15 protein-coding genes are annotated in these 16,203 nt (G+C 58.3%); 5 read left to right on the top strand and 10 right to left on the bottom strand.

Annotated features, from left to right (window positions below; genetic code table 11):
- Positions 1-20: 20 nt before the first annotated feature.
- The 6 genes from LK493_RS04225 to LK493_RS04200 all read right to left on the bottom strand — a co-directional run bounded on the left by LK493_RS04225 (position 21) and on the right by LK493_RS04200 (position 6,090).
- Positions 21-1,778, bottom strand: a complete 1,758-nt coding sequence (locus LK493_RS04225) for a DUF2130 domain-containing protein (protein WP_227790235.1) — start codon at positions 1,776-1,778, stop codon at positions 21-23.
- A gap of 140 nt (positions 1,779-1,918) precedes the next feature.
- Positions 1,919-2,464 carry a metallophosphoesterase gene (locus LK493_RS04220; RefSeq protein ID WP_227790234.1) on the bottom strand — a complete coding sequence of 182 codons (546 nt, stop codon included), beginning with the start codon at positions 2,462-2,464 and terminating at the stop codon, positions 1,919-1,921.
- A gap of 66 nt (positions 2,465-2,530) precedes the next feature.
- A complete protein-coding gene (locus LK493_RS04215; RefSeq protein WP_195544263.1) occupies positions 2,531-2,710 on the bottom strand; it encodes a hypothetical protein in 180 nt (59 codons plus the stop codon).
- Positions 2,711-2,728: 18 nt separating this feature from the next.
- Positions 2,729-3,055: an HIRAN domain-containing protein gene (locus tag LK493_RS04210; RefSeq protein WP_035137041.1), complete on the bottom strand. Its 327-nt coding sequence runs from the start codon at positions 3,053-3,055 to the stop codon at positions 2,729-2,731.
- A 425-nt stretch (positions 3,056-3,480) separates the two neighbouring features.
- Complete coding sequence (locus LK493_RS04205) at positions 3,481-4,860, bottom strand: aldehyde dehydrogenase (RefSeq protein ID WP_227790233.1); 1,380 nt, start codon at positions 4,858-4,860, stop codon at positions 3,481-3,483.
- 9 nt (positions 4,861-4,869) lie between these two features.
- Positions 4,870-6,090, bottom strand: coding sequence for an iron-containing alcohol dehydrogenase (locus LK493_RS04200; protein ID WP_227790232.1), 1,221 nt, complete (start codon positions 6,088-6,090; stop codon positions 4,870-4,872).
- 256 nt (positions 6,091-6,346) lie between these two features.
- Here LK493_RS04200 and LK493_RS04195 point away from each other — a divergent pair, with 256 nt between their 5' ends.
- Positions 6,347-6,907 carry a ferritin family protein gene (locus LK493_RS04195; RefSeq protein WP_022094328.1) on the top strand — a complete coding sequence of 187 codons (561 nt, stop codon included), beginning with the start codon at positions 6,347-6,349 and terminating at the stop codon, positions 6,905-6,907.
- 241 nt (positions 6,908-7,148) lie between these two features.
- On the opposite strand, the gene LK493_RS04190 is transcribed toward LK493_RS04195, so the two are convergent.
- The gene (locus LK493_RS04190; protein ID WP_227790231.1) at positions 7,149-8,006 is read right to left on the bottom strand and encodes a hypothetical protein; all 858 of its coding nucleotides are present in this window, start codon (positions 8,004-8,006) and stop codon (positions 7,149-7,151) included.
- A 560-nt stretch (positions 8,007-8,566) separates the two neighbouring features.
- Positions 8,567-10,006 (bottom strand): MocR-like pyridoxine biosynthesis transcription factor PdxR, encoded by a 1,440-nt coding sequence (gene pdxR / locus LK493_RS04185; RefSeq protein WP_195246466.1) that lies wholly within the window; start codon positions 10,004-10,006, stop codon positions 8,567-8,569.
- 145 nt (positions 10,007-10,151) lie between these two features.
- Here pdxR and pdxS point away from each other — a divergent pair, with 145 nt between their 5' ends.
- A complete protein-coding gene (gene pdxS / locus LK493_RS04180; RefSeq protein WP_227790230.1) occupies positions 10,152-11,042 on the top strand; it encodes a pyridoxal 5'-phosphate synthase lyase subunit PdxS in 891 nt (296 codons plus the stop codon).
- 20 nt (positions 11,043-11,062) lie between these two features.
- On the top strand, positions 11,063-11,650 hold the full coding sequence (gene pdxT / locus LK493_RS04175) for a pyridoxal 5'-phosphate synthase glutaminase subunit PdxT (RefSeq protein WP_195544259.1): 588 nt from the start codon (positions 11,063-11,065) through the stop codon (positions 11,648-11,650).
- A gap of 399 nt (positions 11,651-12,049) precedes the next feature.
- On the opposite strand, the gene LK493_RS04170 is transcribed toward pdxT, so the two are convergent.
- Together LK493_RS04170 and LK493_RS04165 are read right to left on the bottom strand one after the other, a co-directional pair.
- Positions 12,050-12,961 carry a hypothetical protein gene (locus LK493_RS04170; protein ID WP_195443849.1) on the bottom strand — a complete coding sequence of 304 codons (912 nt, stop codon included), beginning with the start codon at positions 12,959-12,961 and terminating at the stop codon, positions 12,050-12,052.
- Between the two features lie 152 nt (positions 12,962-13,113).
- Complete coding sequence (locus tag LK493_RS04165) at positions 13,114-14,529, bottom strand: MFS transporter (protein WP_227790229.1); 1,416 nt, start codon at positions 14,527-14,529, stop codon at positions 13,114-13,116.
- Between the two features lie 205 nt (positions 14,530-14,734).
- Between LK493_RS04165 and LK493_RS04160 the strand changes: the two genes are divergently transcribed.
- Together LK493_RS04160 and LK493_RS04155 are read left to right on the top strand one after the other, a co-directional pair.
- Complete coding sequence (locus LK493_RS04160; protein WP_217107679.1) at positions 14,735-15,145, top strand: peptide deformylase; 411 nt, start codon at positions 14,735-14,737, stop codon at positions 15,143-15,145.
- A 36-nt stretch (positions 15,146-15,181) separates the two neighbouring features.
- Positions 15,182-16,105, top strand: coding sequence for a LysR family transcriptional regulator (locus tag LK493_RS04155; RefSeq protein ID WP_227790228.1), 924 nt, complete (start codon positions 15,182-15,184; stop codon positions 16,103-16,105).
- The last annotated feature ends 98 nt before the right edge of the window (positions 16,106-16,203 follow it).

Below are 16,203 nucleotides of genomic sequence, written 5' to 3'. Positions count from 1 at the left end.
TTTGCACTATACGCTATCCCCTACTCGGCATCCTCGACCTCATACGAATCCGCCTCGGCGGGCTCATCGTTTGCCCCTGTCGCAGCCCCGCGCGCCTCGTCAAACGCCGCCTTCATGGTCTTGTTGCCCCAGGTGAGCTTGCGAATGGTAAGATCGTCGGCCTTCTTGTTGGCTAGACGTAAATTGTTCTCGGAGGACAGCAATGCCTCCTTGGTTTTCTGCAGATGGCTAATCGTCTTGTCAATCTCCTCGATCGCCGTCTGGAACTTACGGCTCGCAAGCTCATAGTTGCGGCCGAAGTCGTTCTTGAACTTCTCCATCTTGGCCTCGAAGTTCGTGACGTCGATGTTCTGCTGCTTGTACTCCGCCAGCTCCTGCTTATAGCGCAGCGAACCCATGGCGGCGTTGCGCAGCAGCGTGATCATGGGAATGAAGAACTGCGGGCGGATCACGTACATCTTCTCATAGCGGTAACTCACGTCGACTATCCCTGCGTTATAGAGCTCGCTTTCGGGCTCGAGCAGTGTGCAGAGCACCGCGTACTCACAGCCTTTCTGGCGACGATCGTGATCGAGTTTCTTAAAGAAGTCCTCGTTTTTGTGCTTGGTCGCGGTCTCGTCGTTCTCGTTTTTCATCTCGAACATAATCGAAATGACCTCGTTACCGCTTGCGTCGCACTCGCGGAAGATAAAGTCGCCCTTGGTGCCCTCGGACGCATCGTTATCCTTCTCGAAGTACGCGTTAGGAAACGCCGTCATGCGCAGACGGTTAAACTCGGTCTCGCAGTGCTGCTCGAGCGACTCGCCCACCATCTTGGTGGACAGGCGGACCTTCATGTCCTTAAGGCGCTCAATCTCTTCGTCCTTGTAGCGAATCAGGTCATCGCTCGCGCGCTTGGCCTGCGCAAGCTCGAGCTCGTGTGCCGCCTTGGCTTGCTCCTCGCGAGAATCGCGCACCGCCAGCTCGCTCGTCAGCTTGGCACGTGCCTCATCGCGCTCTCGCTCCGCCGCGGCGACCGCCTTCGATAGCTCCATTTTTGCAGAAAGTTCTTGCTCACGAAGCTGTGCACGAAGGCCCTCGGCCTCGCGCATGGACTGAGTCTTTGCGGCGGAAAACTTCTCCTGTACCTTCACTCGATAGTCAGCAAGCGCGCGCTCGGCCTCGCTGCGAGCGGCATCGAGCTCACGCTGCGACTCTGCCGCGGCAGCGGCAAGCGCCATCTCCTGGGCCTTGTCCGCCGCGGCAAGCTTGGCCTGCAGCTCGGCAATCTGAGCGTCGCGTGCAGCTAAATCGTTTTGAGCAGCGTTGCGCGCCGCCGACTCGGCAAGCTTTGCTTCGTCATCTTTGCGTCCCAGCTGCGCACGCAAATTGTCGATCTCGCGCTGGAGCTCCACATTCTCCTTTTGGACATCGGCACGAGCCTCAACCGCCGCACGCCGGCTTGCACTCTCGCGCTCTGCGGCAGCACCCTCGAGCTTGGCGCGCAGCTCGGCAAGCTCGGCATCGCGCTTGGCAACCTCTTGTGCCAGTTGCTGAGCCGCAGCGTTCTTCTGCTCGACAAGTTGAGCGTTGCGCTGAGCCTCTGCCTCCTGCAGGGCAGACGCCGAACGCGAACGCTCAAGCTCCAGCGCCTGCTCGCCCTCGCGTCGAGCAGCCGCTACGCGGTCATTCAGGTCGCGCGAGAACTCCGCATCGCGCACCTGCTTGACGATATCCGCATAGCCGGATGCATCGACCTTAAAAACTTCGCCGCAATGCGGGCACTTGATCTCGTTCATAGCAGCTCCTCGATGGACGCAAATATCAACCGGCTACACTCTACCGCGCCGCGCGGACAAAAAAGGCGCCGCCGCCATAATGGCAACGGCGCCAGAACCACCACAAAGGTGCCTGTCCCCTTTGTGGTGGCTCTGGCGCCCTATAACCCAAAGAAGCTAAGAATCTGATCGCGGCTTACGGGCTTGTACTCGTTGGCATCGAGACCGACATCGTAGCGAAAGATAGGGCGCTCGCGATCGCGGTTGCGTGCGTTGGCGCGGTCACCCCTGCTGTGGATATGCCCATGCAGCATAATGGCGCCACGTGCCTTGCCGTTCCAGCTGAGCATGGGGTAGTGGCTCATAACCAGACGATGGCCCTTGGCATAGCCGGGAGCAATCTCCAGGTAATCGCGCACGTCTTCCCAAATTTGCGGGGCGTCGGGATCTTCCCAGTCGCCGTCATGGTTACCGCGGATGAGCGTCACGTTCTGGCATTCGATACGCTCGCGCAGGCGCACCGCCTCCGCCAGGGGCAAACGATAGGTAAAGTCACCCAGAATATAGAGGCGGTCGTCCGCAGCCACGCACTCATTGATGGCATCGATGACCTTGCGGTTCATCTCCTCGACCGAGCCAAACGGCCGGTCCATGTCGTGCAAGATATTCGTATCGCCCAGGTGCAAGTCGGCGGTAAACCACATCATCGTCTGTGTCCTCATTTCGCAACGTGTTCAACTCGTGCTAAGTATACAGACGCAGCGATGCGGCGGTTATCCAAAGAGCCCGCCGAACAGTCCGCGGCGGCGTTTGTCTTGCTTTTTCGAAGCGTCACTCTGAGTTTTCTTGTCCTGCCGTTTCTTACGATCCTGCTCCAACTCATCGTCGTCGAGTAGCAGATCCCACTCAAACGGATCGTCTGTCAGATCGAACTGGTCGTCGTCATCAAACATGGCCGCCTCCATTGCCGACTAGCGGGCATCCACCACATAGAGGCCAACGCGCACCTGGTGCCACGGGCTGCGCTCGGGGGCAACCTGTTGCACGCGGGCCTCAAATACGTCCTCGTGGCCGTAATACATCATCAAGGACAGCGGGCCGACCTCGTTTCCCGGAACGTAGCCAAGTTTGGTCTTGCCATAGTAGATCGCAACTGCCTCGGGGTCATGGGGATTATCGCGCTCGGCACACAGCGTCAGCTTATCGCCCGCTTTAAGATCGCCCAGGACCAAGGCGCCATCGGCATACTGAAATCCTGCAATGTGAAATGACAGAAGAACACGTGAAGGCTCGTACATAGCAGCTCCTCTAACGGCCGGATAAACCGGTGTGTAACCTTATTGAGAAGTCTACGGTCCCGTGCGGACACAAATACATCCTGTCTGCGTCCTTCAATCGTTTGCCTCAACGCTTGCGCGACAGAACGCTTGCAGATAAGATAGGAACACGGATGGCACCCGTTGCCGCGGGTCTTGCCAACTCCGATACACGTTTTCATCGTGAGAAGTGGCCGTCTTCGCTTACGCGGGGGCGGCTATTTCATTCGGCCGATAAACAGACCGAGTTCGATAGCCGCAATCAACAACGCCAATAACGAAATAACATCGCTTACGTTCATACCAAATCCCTTCTAAAGGGAGTTGGCCCATCCGTGCTCCATAACAGTAGTCTAACGCAAAATGCAGGTAATAGGAACACTTGTTCGTATTACCTGCGCCCTTTTCTAATGCACAAACATGCGCACGAACTTGTGCTTCCAGCTTGCGTAGGGCGCATACCGAAACGGCACGTCCAGCCAAGTTGCCTTGTTCACGATGCTCTTCTTGTGGCTAAACGTATCGAAGCTCTCGCGTCCATGGTACTGCCCCATACCGCTCGCGCCCATGCCGCCAAAGCCCATATGGCTCGTAGCCAAGTGCATGATCGTGTCGTTGACACAGCCGCCGCCAAAGGGCACGTAGCGCACAAAGCGTTGCTGAACCGAACGGTCCTGGCTAAAGATATACAGGGCCAGCGGCGTCGGACGATCCGTAATAAACGTCTCGGCCTCGTCTAGGCTCTCAAACGTCAGCACCGGCAAGATGGGACCGAAGATCTCCTCCTGCATCACGGCGTCATCGGGGGTCACGCCGTCTAGGATCGTCGGCTCAATCTTGAGCGACGACTCGCGCGCCGTGCCTCCCAGCACGACCTTATCGGGATCGATCAGCCCGCGCACGCGCGCAAAATGCTTGGCGTTGACGATATGCCCGTAGTCCTCGTTATCGAGCGGATGCTCGCCAAACATACGGCGGGCCTCTTCCCTGATGAGGTCCAGCAGCTCGTCGTGCACGCGCGCATCGACCAGCAGGTAGTCGGGCGCCACGCAGGTCTGCCCCACGTTGAGCCATTTACCAAAGGCGATGCGCCGTGCCGCGACCTTCAAGTTTGCCGTCGCATCCACGATGCAGGGACTCTTTCCGCCCAGCTCAAGCGTCACGGGCGTAAGGTTTTTACTTGCGCGCTCCATGACGAGCTTGCCAACCGGAACGCTACCGGTAAAGAAGATCTTGTCCCAGTGCTCATCGAGCAGCGCTTCGTTCTCGGCGCGCCCGCCCTCGACAACCGTCACCAGGCGCGGATCAAATGCCTCTTCACAGATTTGCCTGAGCACCGCGCTCGATGCCGGAGCATAGGCGCTCGGCTTGATGACCACGGTATTGCCCGCGGCAAGGGCGCCAGCGAGCGGCTCGAGCGTCAGCAAAAACGGATAGTTCCAGGGCGCCATGATGAGCGTGACGCCATAGGGCACGGTTTGCGTTTTGCACACGCTCACGGCGTTAGCGAGGTCGCACGGACGCAGGCGCGGACGACTCCATCGGGCCACATGCGCAATCTGATGTCGAATCTCGGAAAGCGATGTGCCAATCTCGCACATATAGGCCTCGTCATGCGACTTTCCCAAATCGGTCTTGAGCGCATGAGCGATATCGGCCTCGTGGGCCCGCACCGCATCGCGTAAACTCACGAGCGCGCGACGTCGAGCATCGACATCAAACGTGGCGTGCGTCTTAAAGTAGGCGCGCTGATCGCCGACGATGCGCGCAATTTCCTCGGTGTTCATGGCACCCTCCTAGTTCTCGTCCTCAAACATACCACCCGCGACGACCTCGTACATATGCTCGAGCTCCGAGCGGTCCATCAAAAGTGGAACGGGGTACAGGGGATTGGCCTCGGCATCGGCATGGGCCGCCATTTGCGGAATATCGGAGCGGCGAATACCCGAGACATATTTGGGGATTCCCAGGGCCTCGTTCATGCGGTCGACCCAATCGATAAAGGCCTCGGCCGCAAGACTGTCCTGCGCGGTAGTCGGCGCAATGCCCGCCATGCGAGCAAGATCGGCAAGCTTGGGGGCGGCAGCGTCACCATAAGCGCGAAGCATGTGCGGCAGGATGATCGCGTTGGCCAAACCGTGCGGAATTCCGTATCGGCCGCCCAGACTGTGCGCGATGGCATGCACATATCCGACATAGGAGCGGGTAAACGCAACGCCCGCCTTATACGCCGCCGAAAGCATATTGCGACGAGCGCGCATGTCGTCACCATGCTCATAGGCCTCGAGCAAATTGTCGTGGATGAGCTGCACCGCCTGTCGTGCCATCTTGCGCGTATAGGGCGTGGTGCTTCGCCCGATAAAGGCCTCGACGGCATGCGTCAGGGCATCCATACCCGTCTGCCCCGTAATGGAGGCGGGCAGACCGCGCGTAAACTCGGGGTCGTGCACCGCAAAGCGCGGAATAAGCACAAAGTCGTTAATGGGGTACTTGTAGTGCGTCCCGTCATCGGTAATTACCGCCGCAAGCGTGACTTCGCTTCCCGTACCGGCGGTAGTGGGAACGGCGATGAGCAGCGGCAAGCGACGATGAATCCGCAGCAGGCCGCGCATCTTGTTGATGGGCTTGTTTGGCTGCGCAATGCGTGCGCCTACGCCCTTGGCGCAGTCCATGGCTGATCCTCCGCCAAAGCCGATAATGGCCTGGCAGGCGCTCTCTCGATACAGGGACGCCGCCTCCTCCACATTCGAGACCGTGGGATTCGCACGCGTTTCGGCATAGACCGTAACGCCAATCCCCTGAGCCGTAAGCGCACGCTCGAGTGATGCCGTGAGTCCCAAACGTGCAATGCCGGGATCCGTCACGATAAGGACCTTCTGGATCGAGCGCTTTTGAAGCACCGCGGGCACATCCTCGGCATGCTCTAAAATGTGCGGCTCGGTATAGGGCAGGATCGGCAATGCAATGCGAAAAACCGTCTGATATGTTCGGCACCAGGCACGACGGGCTAGATGCATAAAGGAAACTCCCTCATTTGTTGATTGGTCAACATTTGCTCGACCGATTGTACTCAGCGACGGTCAAAGACGGCCTGCCAATCGTTAATCAATCAACATCTTCATATCTCATAATTGTTTTGTTAAAAATCATTCCTAATAGGCTTCACATTTGGTTGCATTTATGGATAATAGAACTCGTCAAGACGCACGTCCGGAGAGGGCCCTTACGGGACCGGACGAGCGCACAATCGCCATCGATCGAAAGGATCGAATCATGAAGTTTGTTTGCCCCGTTTGCGGTTATGTGGAAGAGTTCGACGGCGACCAGCTGCCCGAGGACTTCAAGTGCCCCCAGTGCGGCGTTCCCGGTTCTCGCTTCCTGAAGCAGGAGGAGGGTCAGCTCGAGTGGGCTGCCGAGCACGTCGTGGGCGTCGCCAAGATGGAGGGCGTCTCCGAGGACATCGTTGCCGACCTGCGCGCCAACTTTGAGGGCGAGTGCTCCGAGGTCGGTATGTACCTGGCCATGGCGCGCGTCGCTCATCGCGAGGGCTATCCCGAGATCGGCCTGTACTGGGAGAAGGCTGCCCACGAGGAGGCCGAGCACGCTGCCAAGTTCGCTGAGCTCCTGGGCGAGGTCGTGACCGACTCCACCAAGAAGAACCTCGAGATGCGCGTTGAGGCCGAGAACGGTGCCACCGCCGGCAAGACCGATCTTGCCAAGCGTGCCAAGGCCGCTGGCCTTGATGCCATCCACGACACCGTGCACGAGATGGCTCGCGACGAGGCCCGCCACGGCAAGGCTTTCGCCGGCCTGCTCAAGCGCTACTTCGGCTAAGCCAGCAACCTGAGACATAACCTCTAGCTCGATGAGGCCCGGACCGCATGGTTCGGGCCTTTTTCGTGCCTCACAAACTTGTTAACTACCTGAAATAGGACCGCCTTCGGCATCGGCTTCTCGTCAAAAACTAAGTGAGTAGACTTTTTGGAACTTGCCGAGCAGACCATCCATATCACTTTATAAAGCCGCAGGTAAATGCCTTGTTGCAAAACGACCTAGTCGCCAAAGTGCCAAAAGTCTACTCACTTAGATTCGCAGCCGTCCACGATCGAGCCATTTTGTGTCTAACGGGCATCTTTCCGTCGATTACTCCCAATTTTGTCCAGTCAACGAATAGTTCAGACCTGAGTAATGTCTCAGCCCTTTGCTCATCTGAGCTTTTATCACGATATTCAGCATCGAGCATCCTGCATACGGCCTTAACGATCGCGCGGAATCTATCCTCATCCGATATCTGTCTGTGTGTCAGGAGAAGCACATCGTAGCCCATGGCCTGAAGGGCCGTCATGCGGTCAGCGTCACGCAAGCCATCCCCTGCGCGTCCGTGCGAGGCCTTTCCCTGACATTCAATGGCCACCTGTCGCCTGCCGTCCGGCGAAGACAGAAGTATGTCGATATATACACGGGACTTTCCCACAATCGCTCGAGCACTTGTGCTTAGCATCACTTCAACATTAAGCTCTATGTCGCAAAAGCCTTCGCCTCCCAGGGATCGCGGCAGTGCAAGTAGCAAATACGCCTCGACCTCAAAAGGCGACGCGGCACCCAATGGAACGAGTTGCGACACCGTCCTAAATCTATTGCCGTAACGTATCCCGCAAACATCTGAACAAAAACGGTCAAGGTCTCCGCCCAAAACCAAAGCGTCTCGACGCCATAAATTTGAGGCGGTGCCGTCCTCGGACGGGCAGCGCACCCAACCGAACGTTGTCGAGATCGCGCCCGAATCAATTGCACGCGAAAGCTCCGCCTCAAGTGCCGCAGGCAGAGCGCACACCGCAAACAAGCCACACATCTCCGCCAATACCAAAAGAAGCTGAAGATCCGTCAGATGCCGCGACATGATGAATACCGTCAGTAGAGGAGACGTAATCAAAAACCCATGCTCCGTTTCCAGTACGGATTCCCTGGGAAGCTCACCAAGAAACAGCCGCTGCCTAATGCTGGCAGGACAAGTCCGTTTGTTTCTTGTCTGAACCAATGTATACAACGGAAAACCGAGCGCGACCGCAGCCGTCGGGTTGCGGGCGAGATCATATCGCTGCCGGTCTTCTTCCGGTCGTGGAAGCGGCGGACACAGAGCGCGGACCTGAGGGGGCAAACGCCAGTACCTAAAAGCCGATATGTCACAAAGTAGATCTTTCATAGGCACAGGAAAACACGAATTTCAACCCAGTCAGTCACGCATTGGCGCGAACGCGCCAAAAATGGTGCCGAACGGACTGCCAAGTTTTCAACAGCCCTCCCCAACTGGCCAAAAGCTTGCCGAGAGCTGGACGAAGTTCTGTTGAAAACCCCATTTTTCTCATGCAGAAGCTTTGCGCGACAAGTGAGTAGACTTTTTTGAACATCCCGAGCAGCCCGGTCATCCTGCTTTTCAAAACCGCAGGTAGATAGCTTGTTACAAAACTGCCTGGTCGCCAAAGTTCCAAAAGCCTACTCACTTAGGTTGCAGAGTGCTCCCATTAGCTGCGATTCCAAGGTATTTAGCGCTTTTGAACTCAAATCGTCATACTGAACAAGAATTTGACTTGAGTTTTCAGGGACAAATGCGCCATCGGCACACCAATAACAGTCACTGATATCGACAAAAGGGATACTCGAGCGCGTGAGGGCCCGCACAAAAGAGCTTCCGCCCGCTCCGCGCTCCGCAACCACGGTGCAGTAAAGGCCCGCGTCTGCATGTTCGATCGAGACCTCCCCTGCCGGAAACGCTTTCCGCACAAGCGACGTCAGGCCATCACGCGCCTCGCGAGCACGAACGCGCACGCGGTTCACATGTCGCTCGTAATCACCCGATTCCAGCAAACGCGCCAAAGCGACCTGGTCAACAGAGCTCACCGACGAGGCGTAGAAACCAAGGTTGCGCCTAAACCGCTCCATTAGCTCATCGGGCAACACCATATACGCCAAACGCAACGCCGATGAAAGGCTCTTCGAAAACGTGTTGGTGTAGATAACCGACTGGGCGGCATCGATCGACGCGAGCGCGGGAATCGGCTTGCCGGCAAGGCGAAACTCACAATCAAAGTCATCTTCGATGAGATACCGACCTGGTCGCTCGGCGGCCCAGCTCAGTAGCGCATAGCGACGCGCAATACTCGTCACAAGGCCGGTCGGATACTGATGAGACGGCATCAAGTGAAGGACATCGGTCCCGCTTTTCTGCAGAGTGCTCAAGTCCACGCCCTCATCATCCAACGGGATATGTCGTACTTGGCAGCCCATAGCCTGATAGATACGCGTCAGACGCAAATAGCCCGGGTCCTCAACGGCATACACCTTGTCGGCTCCAAGCAACTGAACCAACATGGTATCGAGCAGCTGGGCGCCTGCACCGATAACAATGTTGTTGGGGTCGACATTCATGCCCCTTGTCCCACGCAGATGGTGAGCAATTGCGCGTCGCAGCCGAGCGGTGCCCTGCGCCGGTGCGGGCGAAAAGATTTCGCGCTCATCTTCGGATGCCAGCGTCGCCCGCAGTGCGCTTTGCCAAAGCCGCGCCGCCTCCAAAGCGGAAGGAGAAAGTGCATCGAACAGCTCGACCTGTCCGTTGACATCATGCGCGCTGAGGCCCACAGAGACGGTATCTCGGTCGATGCCCTGCGAAGCCAAAGGCAAAACCGGTGCATCCGGAAGCTTGCAAGCGTAGTAGCCACGACGCGGCATTGAGCAAATATAGCCCTCGGCAAGTAACTGGCTATATGCATTCTCGATGGTAATGACACTGATTCCCAGATGACTGGCAAAGGCGCGCTTAGACGGAAGATGCTCCCCCGCCACAATACGTCCAGCAACAATATCATCTCGAATTTGCTGGTAAACATACTCATAAAGCGATGCTTCGCCGCGTTTTTCCAAATTGTAGTCAAGCATGAGTTTGCCACCTGACCTTATCGAGCTGTTCAATCTGGTATTAGGCTGACCTTATTATTATCTCGAAAACTGAGTATTTTGCCATACCCAGCTTCCCGATAGGATGTTCCGTCAAGCAATGCACATGCCAACCAAGGGAGCAACCATGGCAGAACAGACCAGCAAGGCCGATCGCGTCAAACTCAATCGCGAACTCGCGCAGATGCTCAAGGGCGGCGTCATCATGGACGTCACCACGCCCGAGCAGGCACGCATCGCCGAGGAGGCAGGCGCCTGCGCCGTCATGGCACTCGAGCGCATCCCGGCCGACATCCGTGCCGCAGGCGGCGTCTCGCGCATGAGCGACCCCAAGATGATCAAGGGCATCCAGGAGGCCGTCTCCATCCCCGTCATGGCCAAGTGCCGCATCGGTCACATCGTCGAGGCGCAGGTCCTGCAGGCCATCGAGATCGACTACATCGATGAGTCCGAGGTTCTCTCCCCTGCCGATGACGTCTATCACATCGACAAGACCCAGTTTGACGTGCCGTTTGTCTGCGGCGCCCGTGATCTGGGCGAGGCGCTGCGCCGTGTTGCCGAAGGCGCCACGATGATTCGCACCAAGGGTGAGCCGGGTACGGGCGACGTCGCTCAGGCCGTGCGTCACATGCGCAAGATCCAAAAGCAGATCCGTGACGTTGTTGCCCTGCGCAACGACGAGCTCTTTGAGGCAGCCAAGCAACTGCAGGTTCCGGTCGAGCTGGTGCGCGAGGTCCATGCCACGGGTAAGCTTCCCGTCGTGAACTTTGCCGCCGGCGGCGTAGCGACCCCCGCCGACGCCGCGCTGATGATGCAGCTGGGCGCCGAAGGCGTGTTTGTCGGCTCGGGCATCTTTAAGAGCGGCGACCCCGCCAAGCGCGCAGCCGCCATCGTCAAGGCCGTGGCAAACTTCACCGATGCCAAGCTCATCGCAGAGCTTTCGGAGGACCTGGGCGAGGCCATGGTGGGCATCAACGCCGACGAGATCGAGATTATCATGGAAGAGCGCGGGCGCTAGTCCAGCAGAAAGGATCGCACATGAGCGATTATGCAGACCAAACGGTCGCCGTGCTGGCGGTCCAAGGCGCATTTGCCGAGCACGAGGCAAGACTATCCGAGCTGGGCGCGCGCTGTATTGAGCTGAGGCAGGCGGCTGATTTAAAGCAGGACTTTGACCGTCTGGTACTTCCCGGCGGCGAGTCTACCGTTCAAGGGAAGCTGCTAGATGAGTTGGGCATGCTCGAGGAGCTTCGCACCCGCATTGTTGAAGGCATGCCCGTCCTGGGCACCTGCGCCGGCCTGATTCTGCTGGCTCACGACCTTGCCGCCCATGACGATAAGGGCACGCCGCGCCTGGCAACCATGGATGTGCTCGTTGAGCGCAATGCCTACGGCAGGCAGCTCGGCAGTTTTCGAACCAAGGGGCAGGTAGCTGGCATCGACGGTGAAGTGCCGCTGACGTTTATCCGCGCGCCCCGCATCGTCGAGGTCCACGGCGACGCAAAGGCCTTAGCGAAAGTCGACGGCCGTATCGTCGCCGCGCGCCAGGGCAACCAGCTCGGCGTAACCTTCCACCCCGAACTCGACGAAGACACCCGCCTCCACGAACTGTTCCTACAAATGTAGGCAGAACAGAAACGAGAGTGGATAATCTCCCACTTTGAGCCTGAATGCGAGCCCAAACTGGGAGATTATCCACTCTCATGCTATGTAGTCGTTGGGGACGTTCTTGAATGACTAGTCAAACAAGAACGTCCCCAACGACTAGTCATTTAAGAACGTCCCCAATGACTACAAGGAGTGTCCCAAACTGCCGGCAGAAAAGGAACGTCCCTAACTGCCGCATCCGGAGCAAGACAACGCCGCAGGCAGAGGACGGACAGCGAGCGGGTCGCATTTGAGGCAAGGTGACGTGAAACGAAAGGGCGCTGACCTTCTGGTCGCGCCCTTGAAGTTGAACGTCAGATTGTCCAAATGCGGCCCGCGCAGCGTCGGCCCGTTACGGCGTTTGGTAAAACGCCGTAACTAAAAACGGTTACCGCGGAAGCCGCCGCCGTTGCGGCCGCCACGGTCGCCGCCGCGACCGCCGCGGTCGTTACCACGGTTGCCGCCAAAGCCGCCACGGTTGCCACCGCGATCGCCATAGCCACCACGGTTGCCGCCAAAGCCGCCGCGACCGCCACGGTCGCCGCCACGGTCACCAAAGCCGCCACGGCCGCCGCGATCGCCACCGCGACCGCCGCGGTCGCCACCACGGCCACCACGATCGCCAAAGCCGCCGCGGCCGCCACGGTCGCCGCCACGGCCACCACGGTCGTCACGGCCGCCGCGAGGACCGCGATCCTCGTCCAGGCCCATGGCGACGAGCGGAGCGATAACCTTATCGAGAGCGGCCATCAGCTCGGTGGCCTCCTCGTAAGAAAGCTCGGGCAGGAGCTTCTCCTTCTTGTTGGCAAGCTCGACCAGGCCCTCAGCGGCATCCTCGGCAGCGAAGACGACGATCTTGCGCATATCGCCCTCGGCGTCGTCGATGCGGCCGACCAGATCGGCAGCCTCGGCCTCGGCCATCAGGCCATCGAGCTCACGGAGGCGCATGCCCAGCAGGTCGGACATTTCCTTCTGCTCCATCTTGGGCTTGAGGTCAAGAAGCTTGATGGCGCGCTCGATGTTCGCCATGCGCTCGGCCTTGGCCTCCTCCTCCTTAGAAATAGCAAAGCGACGGCTACGCAGCAGGCGGGCGGCCTTCTGCATCTTGTCCATCAGCTCTTCGTCATCGTAATCAACGGCGGCCTCGACAACCTCGGCCTCCTCCTCGGCGGAAACCTCGTCAGCAGCCTCAACCTCGGAAGCTTCGGTCTCCACGGTCTCGACTGCCTCAACCTCGGCAGCCATGGTCTCGTTCTCGGTCTCGTTCATGATCTCTTCGTTCTCGGACATGAGACTCCTTCTTGGCCCTCTCGGGCATCATCGCCCCATTCGCGGGGCCCGTCGCGCACTCTTTGCGCTTTAAACATTCATGCCTCTCGGCAAAACGTCCATTAGTTTATGGTGTCGCCATCCAATCTAGCTGCAGAATCTATGTGCACACATTAATGCGACATGTGTGACTCGCGACGAGCGTACACCAGCGATGTCACGAACTCGACCACGGCAATTACAGCCGCCACGCGCACGACAGCTGCAAATCCAATCGCCTGGGCAACGTCGGTCGCAGCGCCAGCCGCGCCGGCAGTCGCTGCAGAACTCGAGAGCAGGCCGATAAACAGGGACGGGCCAAACGATGCGGCAATCATGTTCCACGTGTTAAGCAATGCCGTTCCGTGAGGATGTTCAGCGGCAGGCAGCGTCTCCAATCCGGCCGTTTGCGAGGGGCTCAGCACCAAACCGACTCCGGCATACACCACAACGGTCAGCGCCACAACGACGCCGATGTTCATACTCGCCGCCGTCATCGAGATGGCAGTCTGCCCCACGGCAATCAGGGCAAAGCCGACCGGCAGCAGCGGCCATGCGCCACGGGCGTCCATCACGCGTCCGCCCACAATCGAGGTCACGGCGTTACAGGCAATCGCCGGCAAAATGAGCAAGCCCGCAACAAGTGCGGTCATGCCGTATGCGCCCTCAAAATAGAGCGGCAACAAAACGCTCATCGAGAACGTCGTCATCATCGACACCACCACAAGCAGGCACGCAGGCCAAAAACGAACGCTCGCCATGGGACGCACGTTAAGCACCGGATGCTCGAGTTTGAGCTGGCGGGCCGCAAACAGGCCGAGCAGCACAATGGCGGCGATAAGCGTCACGATGCCGGCAATCAGATTGGTCGAGAACTCGCCTACGGAATACACAAATGCCGTAATGCCGGCGGCGAGCAAAACAACCGACAGAATATCAAGCGTGGTGTTCGAGCGCTCTCCGACATTCTGAACAAGCTTTACGCCCGCCGCAGCGACCACAATGCCGGCCACCAGCGGCACTACGAACACCGCCCTCCAGCCAAACAACGTGCACATAAGACCGCTGATCACAGGTCCAAACGCCGGCCCTAGCGTAATGCAGGCACCACCCAGGCTCAGATACAGACCGAGCTTCTCGCGCGGGGCGCAAGACAGCACCACGTTCATCATGAGCGGAAACAAGATGCCCGATCCCGCAGCCTGTAAAATACGACTTGGCAGCAAAACGCTAAACGACGGAGCGATCAGACACAGGACTTCGCCGGCGACCATACATCCGCATGCGAAAAACAACAGCTTGCGCGTCGAGAAACGGCCGGACAGGAAGGCCATGATGGCCGTAAAGATCGACGTCACAATCATGTAGCCCGAGACGAGCCACTGCGCCGTGGTGGCACTCACCGAAAAGGCCGCCATAATGTCGTGCAACGCCACGTTAATGATGTTCTCGTTAAACGCGGCAACAAAGGCCGCAATATACATTACGACGAGAATCGCCGCAGAGGCCGATGGCGTTACTTGAACTTGTTGCTGAGATTTGCTCCCCATGCATTTCCTTCCTCTTGGAACGACAGTCGCATCGCCCCAGAGGAACGGTCCAGGGCGAAAAATGAGCCCTAGACTTACGCCAGACGCCGTACACGACGAATCTGGCAACATGGTCCAACATCGAAAGATTGTAACGCGGACGCACAGCTTTCCTTCCGCGCTATTATTAAAAGTCCACGAAAGCATGAGACATGAGGAGCCCGCCATGATTAAGCCCATCATGAAATCCGAGTTCTTTTTGCGCCTGCCTTCCGAAGACGCGGGACCCGACGATGCCGCGACCGGGCAGGACCTCCTGGATACACTCCACGAGCATGAGCACGAGTGCGTGGGCCTCGCCGCCAACATGATTGGCGTGCGCAAACGCATCATCTGCGTAAAGGACGGCAACAGGACACTCCTGATGTACAACCCTCAAATTCTTGAGCAGGTCAATGCCTATCAGACGAGCGAAGGATGTCTCTCGCTGATCGGCGAGCGTCCCTGTACCCGCTATCGCCGCATTAAGGTGGAGTATTTGGACGAGAACTTCGTCCACCGCATCAAAAACTTCTCGGGCTACACCGCCGAGATCATCCAACACGAAATCGACCACTGCAATGGCGTCGTGGTTTAGGCCACCTGCCAAAATGAGGGTACCGGAGGCCTCCCTATGGATATCAGCCGCTTTGGCGAATTCGCCATCTTAGCGCAGTCACGCACGTTTCTTGATGCGGCGGAACTGCTTTTCATGTCGCAATCAACCCTCTCCAAGCACATCATGGCAATGGAGCACGAACTCGGCTGCAAGCTCATCGATCGAAGCCAGCGCCACGTAACACTCACCGCGCAAGGTGAAGCGCTCCTCCCCTATGCGCAAAAAATTGCGACGCTTCAGCACCGCTATCTTGCCGCCATTCAAATAGGCGCAGGTGAGCCGCTCGAGCACCTCACCGTAGGTTCTATCCCCATTATGGCCCCTTATGGGATCACGGACGCCGTCATCGATTTTCAGCAGGCGAACCCCTCATATTCTGTCGAGCTCATCGAAGGCGAGGGCGACACACTCAAGCGCATGCTCCTGCACGAGGACATTGACCTGGCCTTCATCCGTGACAGCGGCGCCATCGAGCCGGAGTTCAAAAAGATTCCCTTTACGACCGACCGGCTCGTGGCCGTCCTTCCGCTCGACCATCCACTCGCCGAATGTGACACCGTCGAGATAGACGACCTTATCGACGAGAATTTCCTCATGCTTCCCCAAGGCTCGTTCGTAAGCGAGCTCGTCCTTTCCCTTTGTCGCGAAGCTGGATTTGGCCCACGTGTTACGTTCACCGGCAAACGAGCCGAGAACATCATCTCTCTTGTCGCACGCGGCGCCGGCGTCTCATTCCTCATGCGCAAGCCGGCGGAATCGCTCGCCAGCGGAAAGGTAGCCCTGGTGCCGCTCGAGCCCGCGACGACCTCCGAGGTCAGGCTCTACCTCAAGCGAAACGCCGCGCACTCGCAGGCGGTCGTCTCGTTCATCGGCTTCCTCCCCTACCGTCAGCTCCTGCAGGGCGACCGTGCGTCTTCCACCGCGACACGACCGTCATAATCCCTGCTGCTCCACAACCGCAGACTTGTGTCCGCAAACACGCTGACAACGGCACAAAACACAAATATGCCTCGGGCGGCACGTCGCCGTCCGAGGCA

Origin of the sequence: Collinsella aerofaciens, from assembly GCF_020709435.1 — a bacterium.
Classification (GTDB): Bacteria; Actinomycetota; Coriobacteriia; order Coriobacteriales; family Coriobacteriaceae; genus Collinsella; species Collinsella aerofaciens_AU.
The sequence above is the reverse complement of the archived record's forward strand: the minus strand, read 5'-3'. Positions and strand labels throughout refer to the sequence as shown.

Bases quoted from the DNA above. Each gene is read 5' to 3' on its own strand.
- LK493_RS04170 (WP_195443849.1), bottom strand. From the start codon at position 12,961: ATGTCCGAGAACGAAGAGATCATGAACGAGACCGAGAACGAGACCATG.
- LK493_RS04160 (WP_217107679.1), top strand. From the start codon at position 14,735: ATGATTAAGCCCATCATGAAATCCGAGTTCTTTTTGCGCCTGCCTTCC.
- LK493_RS04220 (WP_227790234.1), bottom strand. From the start codon at position 2,464: ATGATGTGGTTTACCGCCGACTTGCACCTGGGCGATACGAATATCTTG.
- LK493_RS04215 (WP_195544263.1), bottom strand. From the start codon at position 2,710: ATGTTTGATGACGACGACCAGTTCGATCTGACAGACGATCCGTTTGAG.
- LK493_RS04210 (WP_035137041.1), bottom strand. From the start codon at position 3,055: ATGTACGAGCCTTCACGTGTTCTTCTGTCATTTCACATTGCAGGATTT.
- LK493_RS04225 (WP_227790235.1), bottom strand. From the start codon at position 1,778: ATGAACGAGATCAAGTGCCCGCATTGCGGCGAAGTTTTTAAGGTCGAT.
- pdxT (WP_195544259.1), top strand. From the start codon at position 11,063: ATGAGCGATTATGCAGACCAAACGGTCGCCGTGCTGGCGGTCCAAGGC.
- LK493_RS04165 (WP_227790229.1), bottom strand. From the start codon at position 14,529: ATGGGGAGCAAATCTCAGCAACAAGTTCAAGTAACGCCATCGGCCTCT.
- pdxS (WP_227790230.1), top strand. From the start codon at position 10,152: ATGGCAGAACAGACCAGCAAGGCCGATCGCGTCAAACTCAATCGCGAA.
- pdxR (WP_195246466.1), bottom strand. From the start codon at position 10,006: ATGCTTGACTACAATTTGGAAAAACGCGGCGAAGCATCGCTTTATGAG.
- LK493_RS04155 (WP_227790228.1), top strand. From the start codon at position 15,182: ATGGATATCAGCCGCTTTGGCGAATTCGCCATCTTAGCGCAGTCACGC.
- LK493_RS04200 (WP_227790232.1), bottom strand. From the start codon at position 6,090: ATGCATCTAGCCCGTCGTGCCTGGTGCCGAACATATCAGACGGTTTTT.
- LK493_RS04195 (WP_022094328.1), top strand. From the start codon at position 6,347: ATGAAGTTTGTTTGCCCCGTTTGCGGTTATGTGGAAGAGTTCGACGGC.
- LK493_RS04205 (WP_227790233.1), bottom strand. From the start codon at position 4,860: ATGAACACCGAGGAAATTGCGCGCATCGTCGGCGATCAGCGCGCCTAC.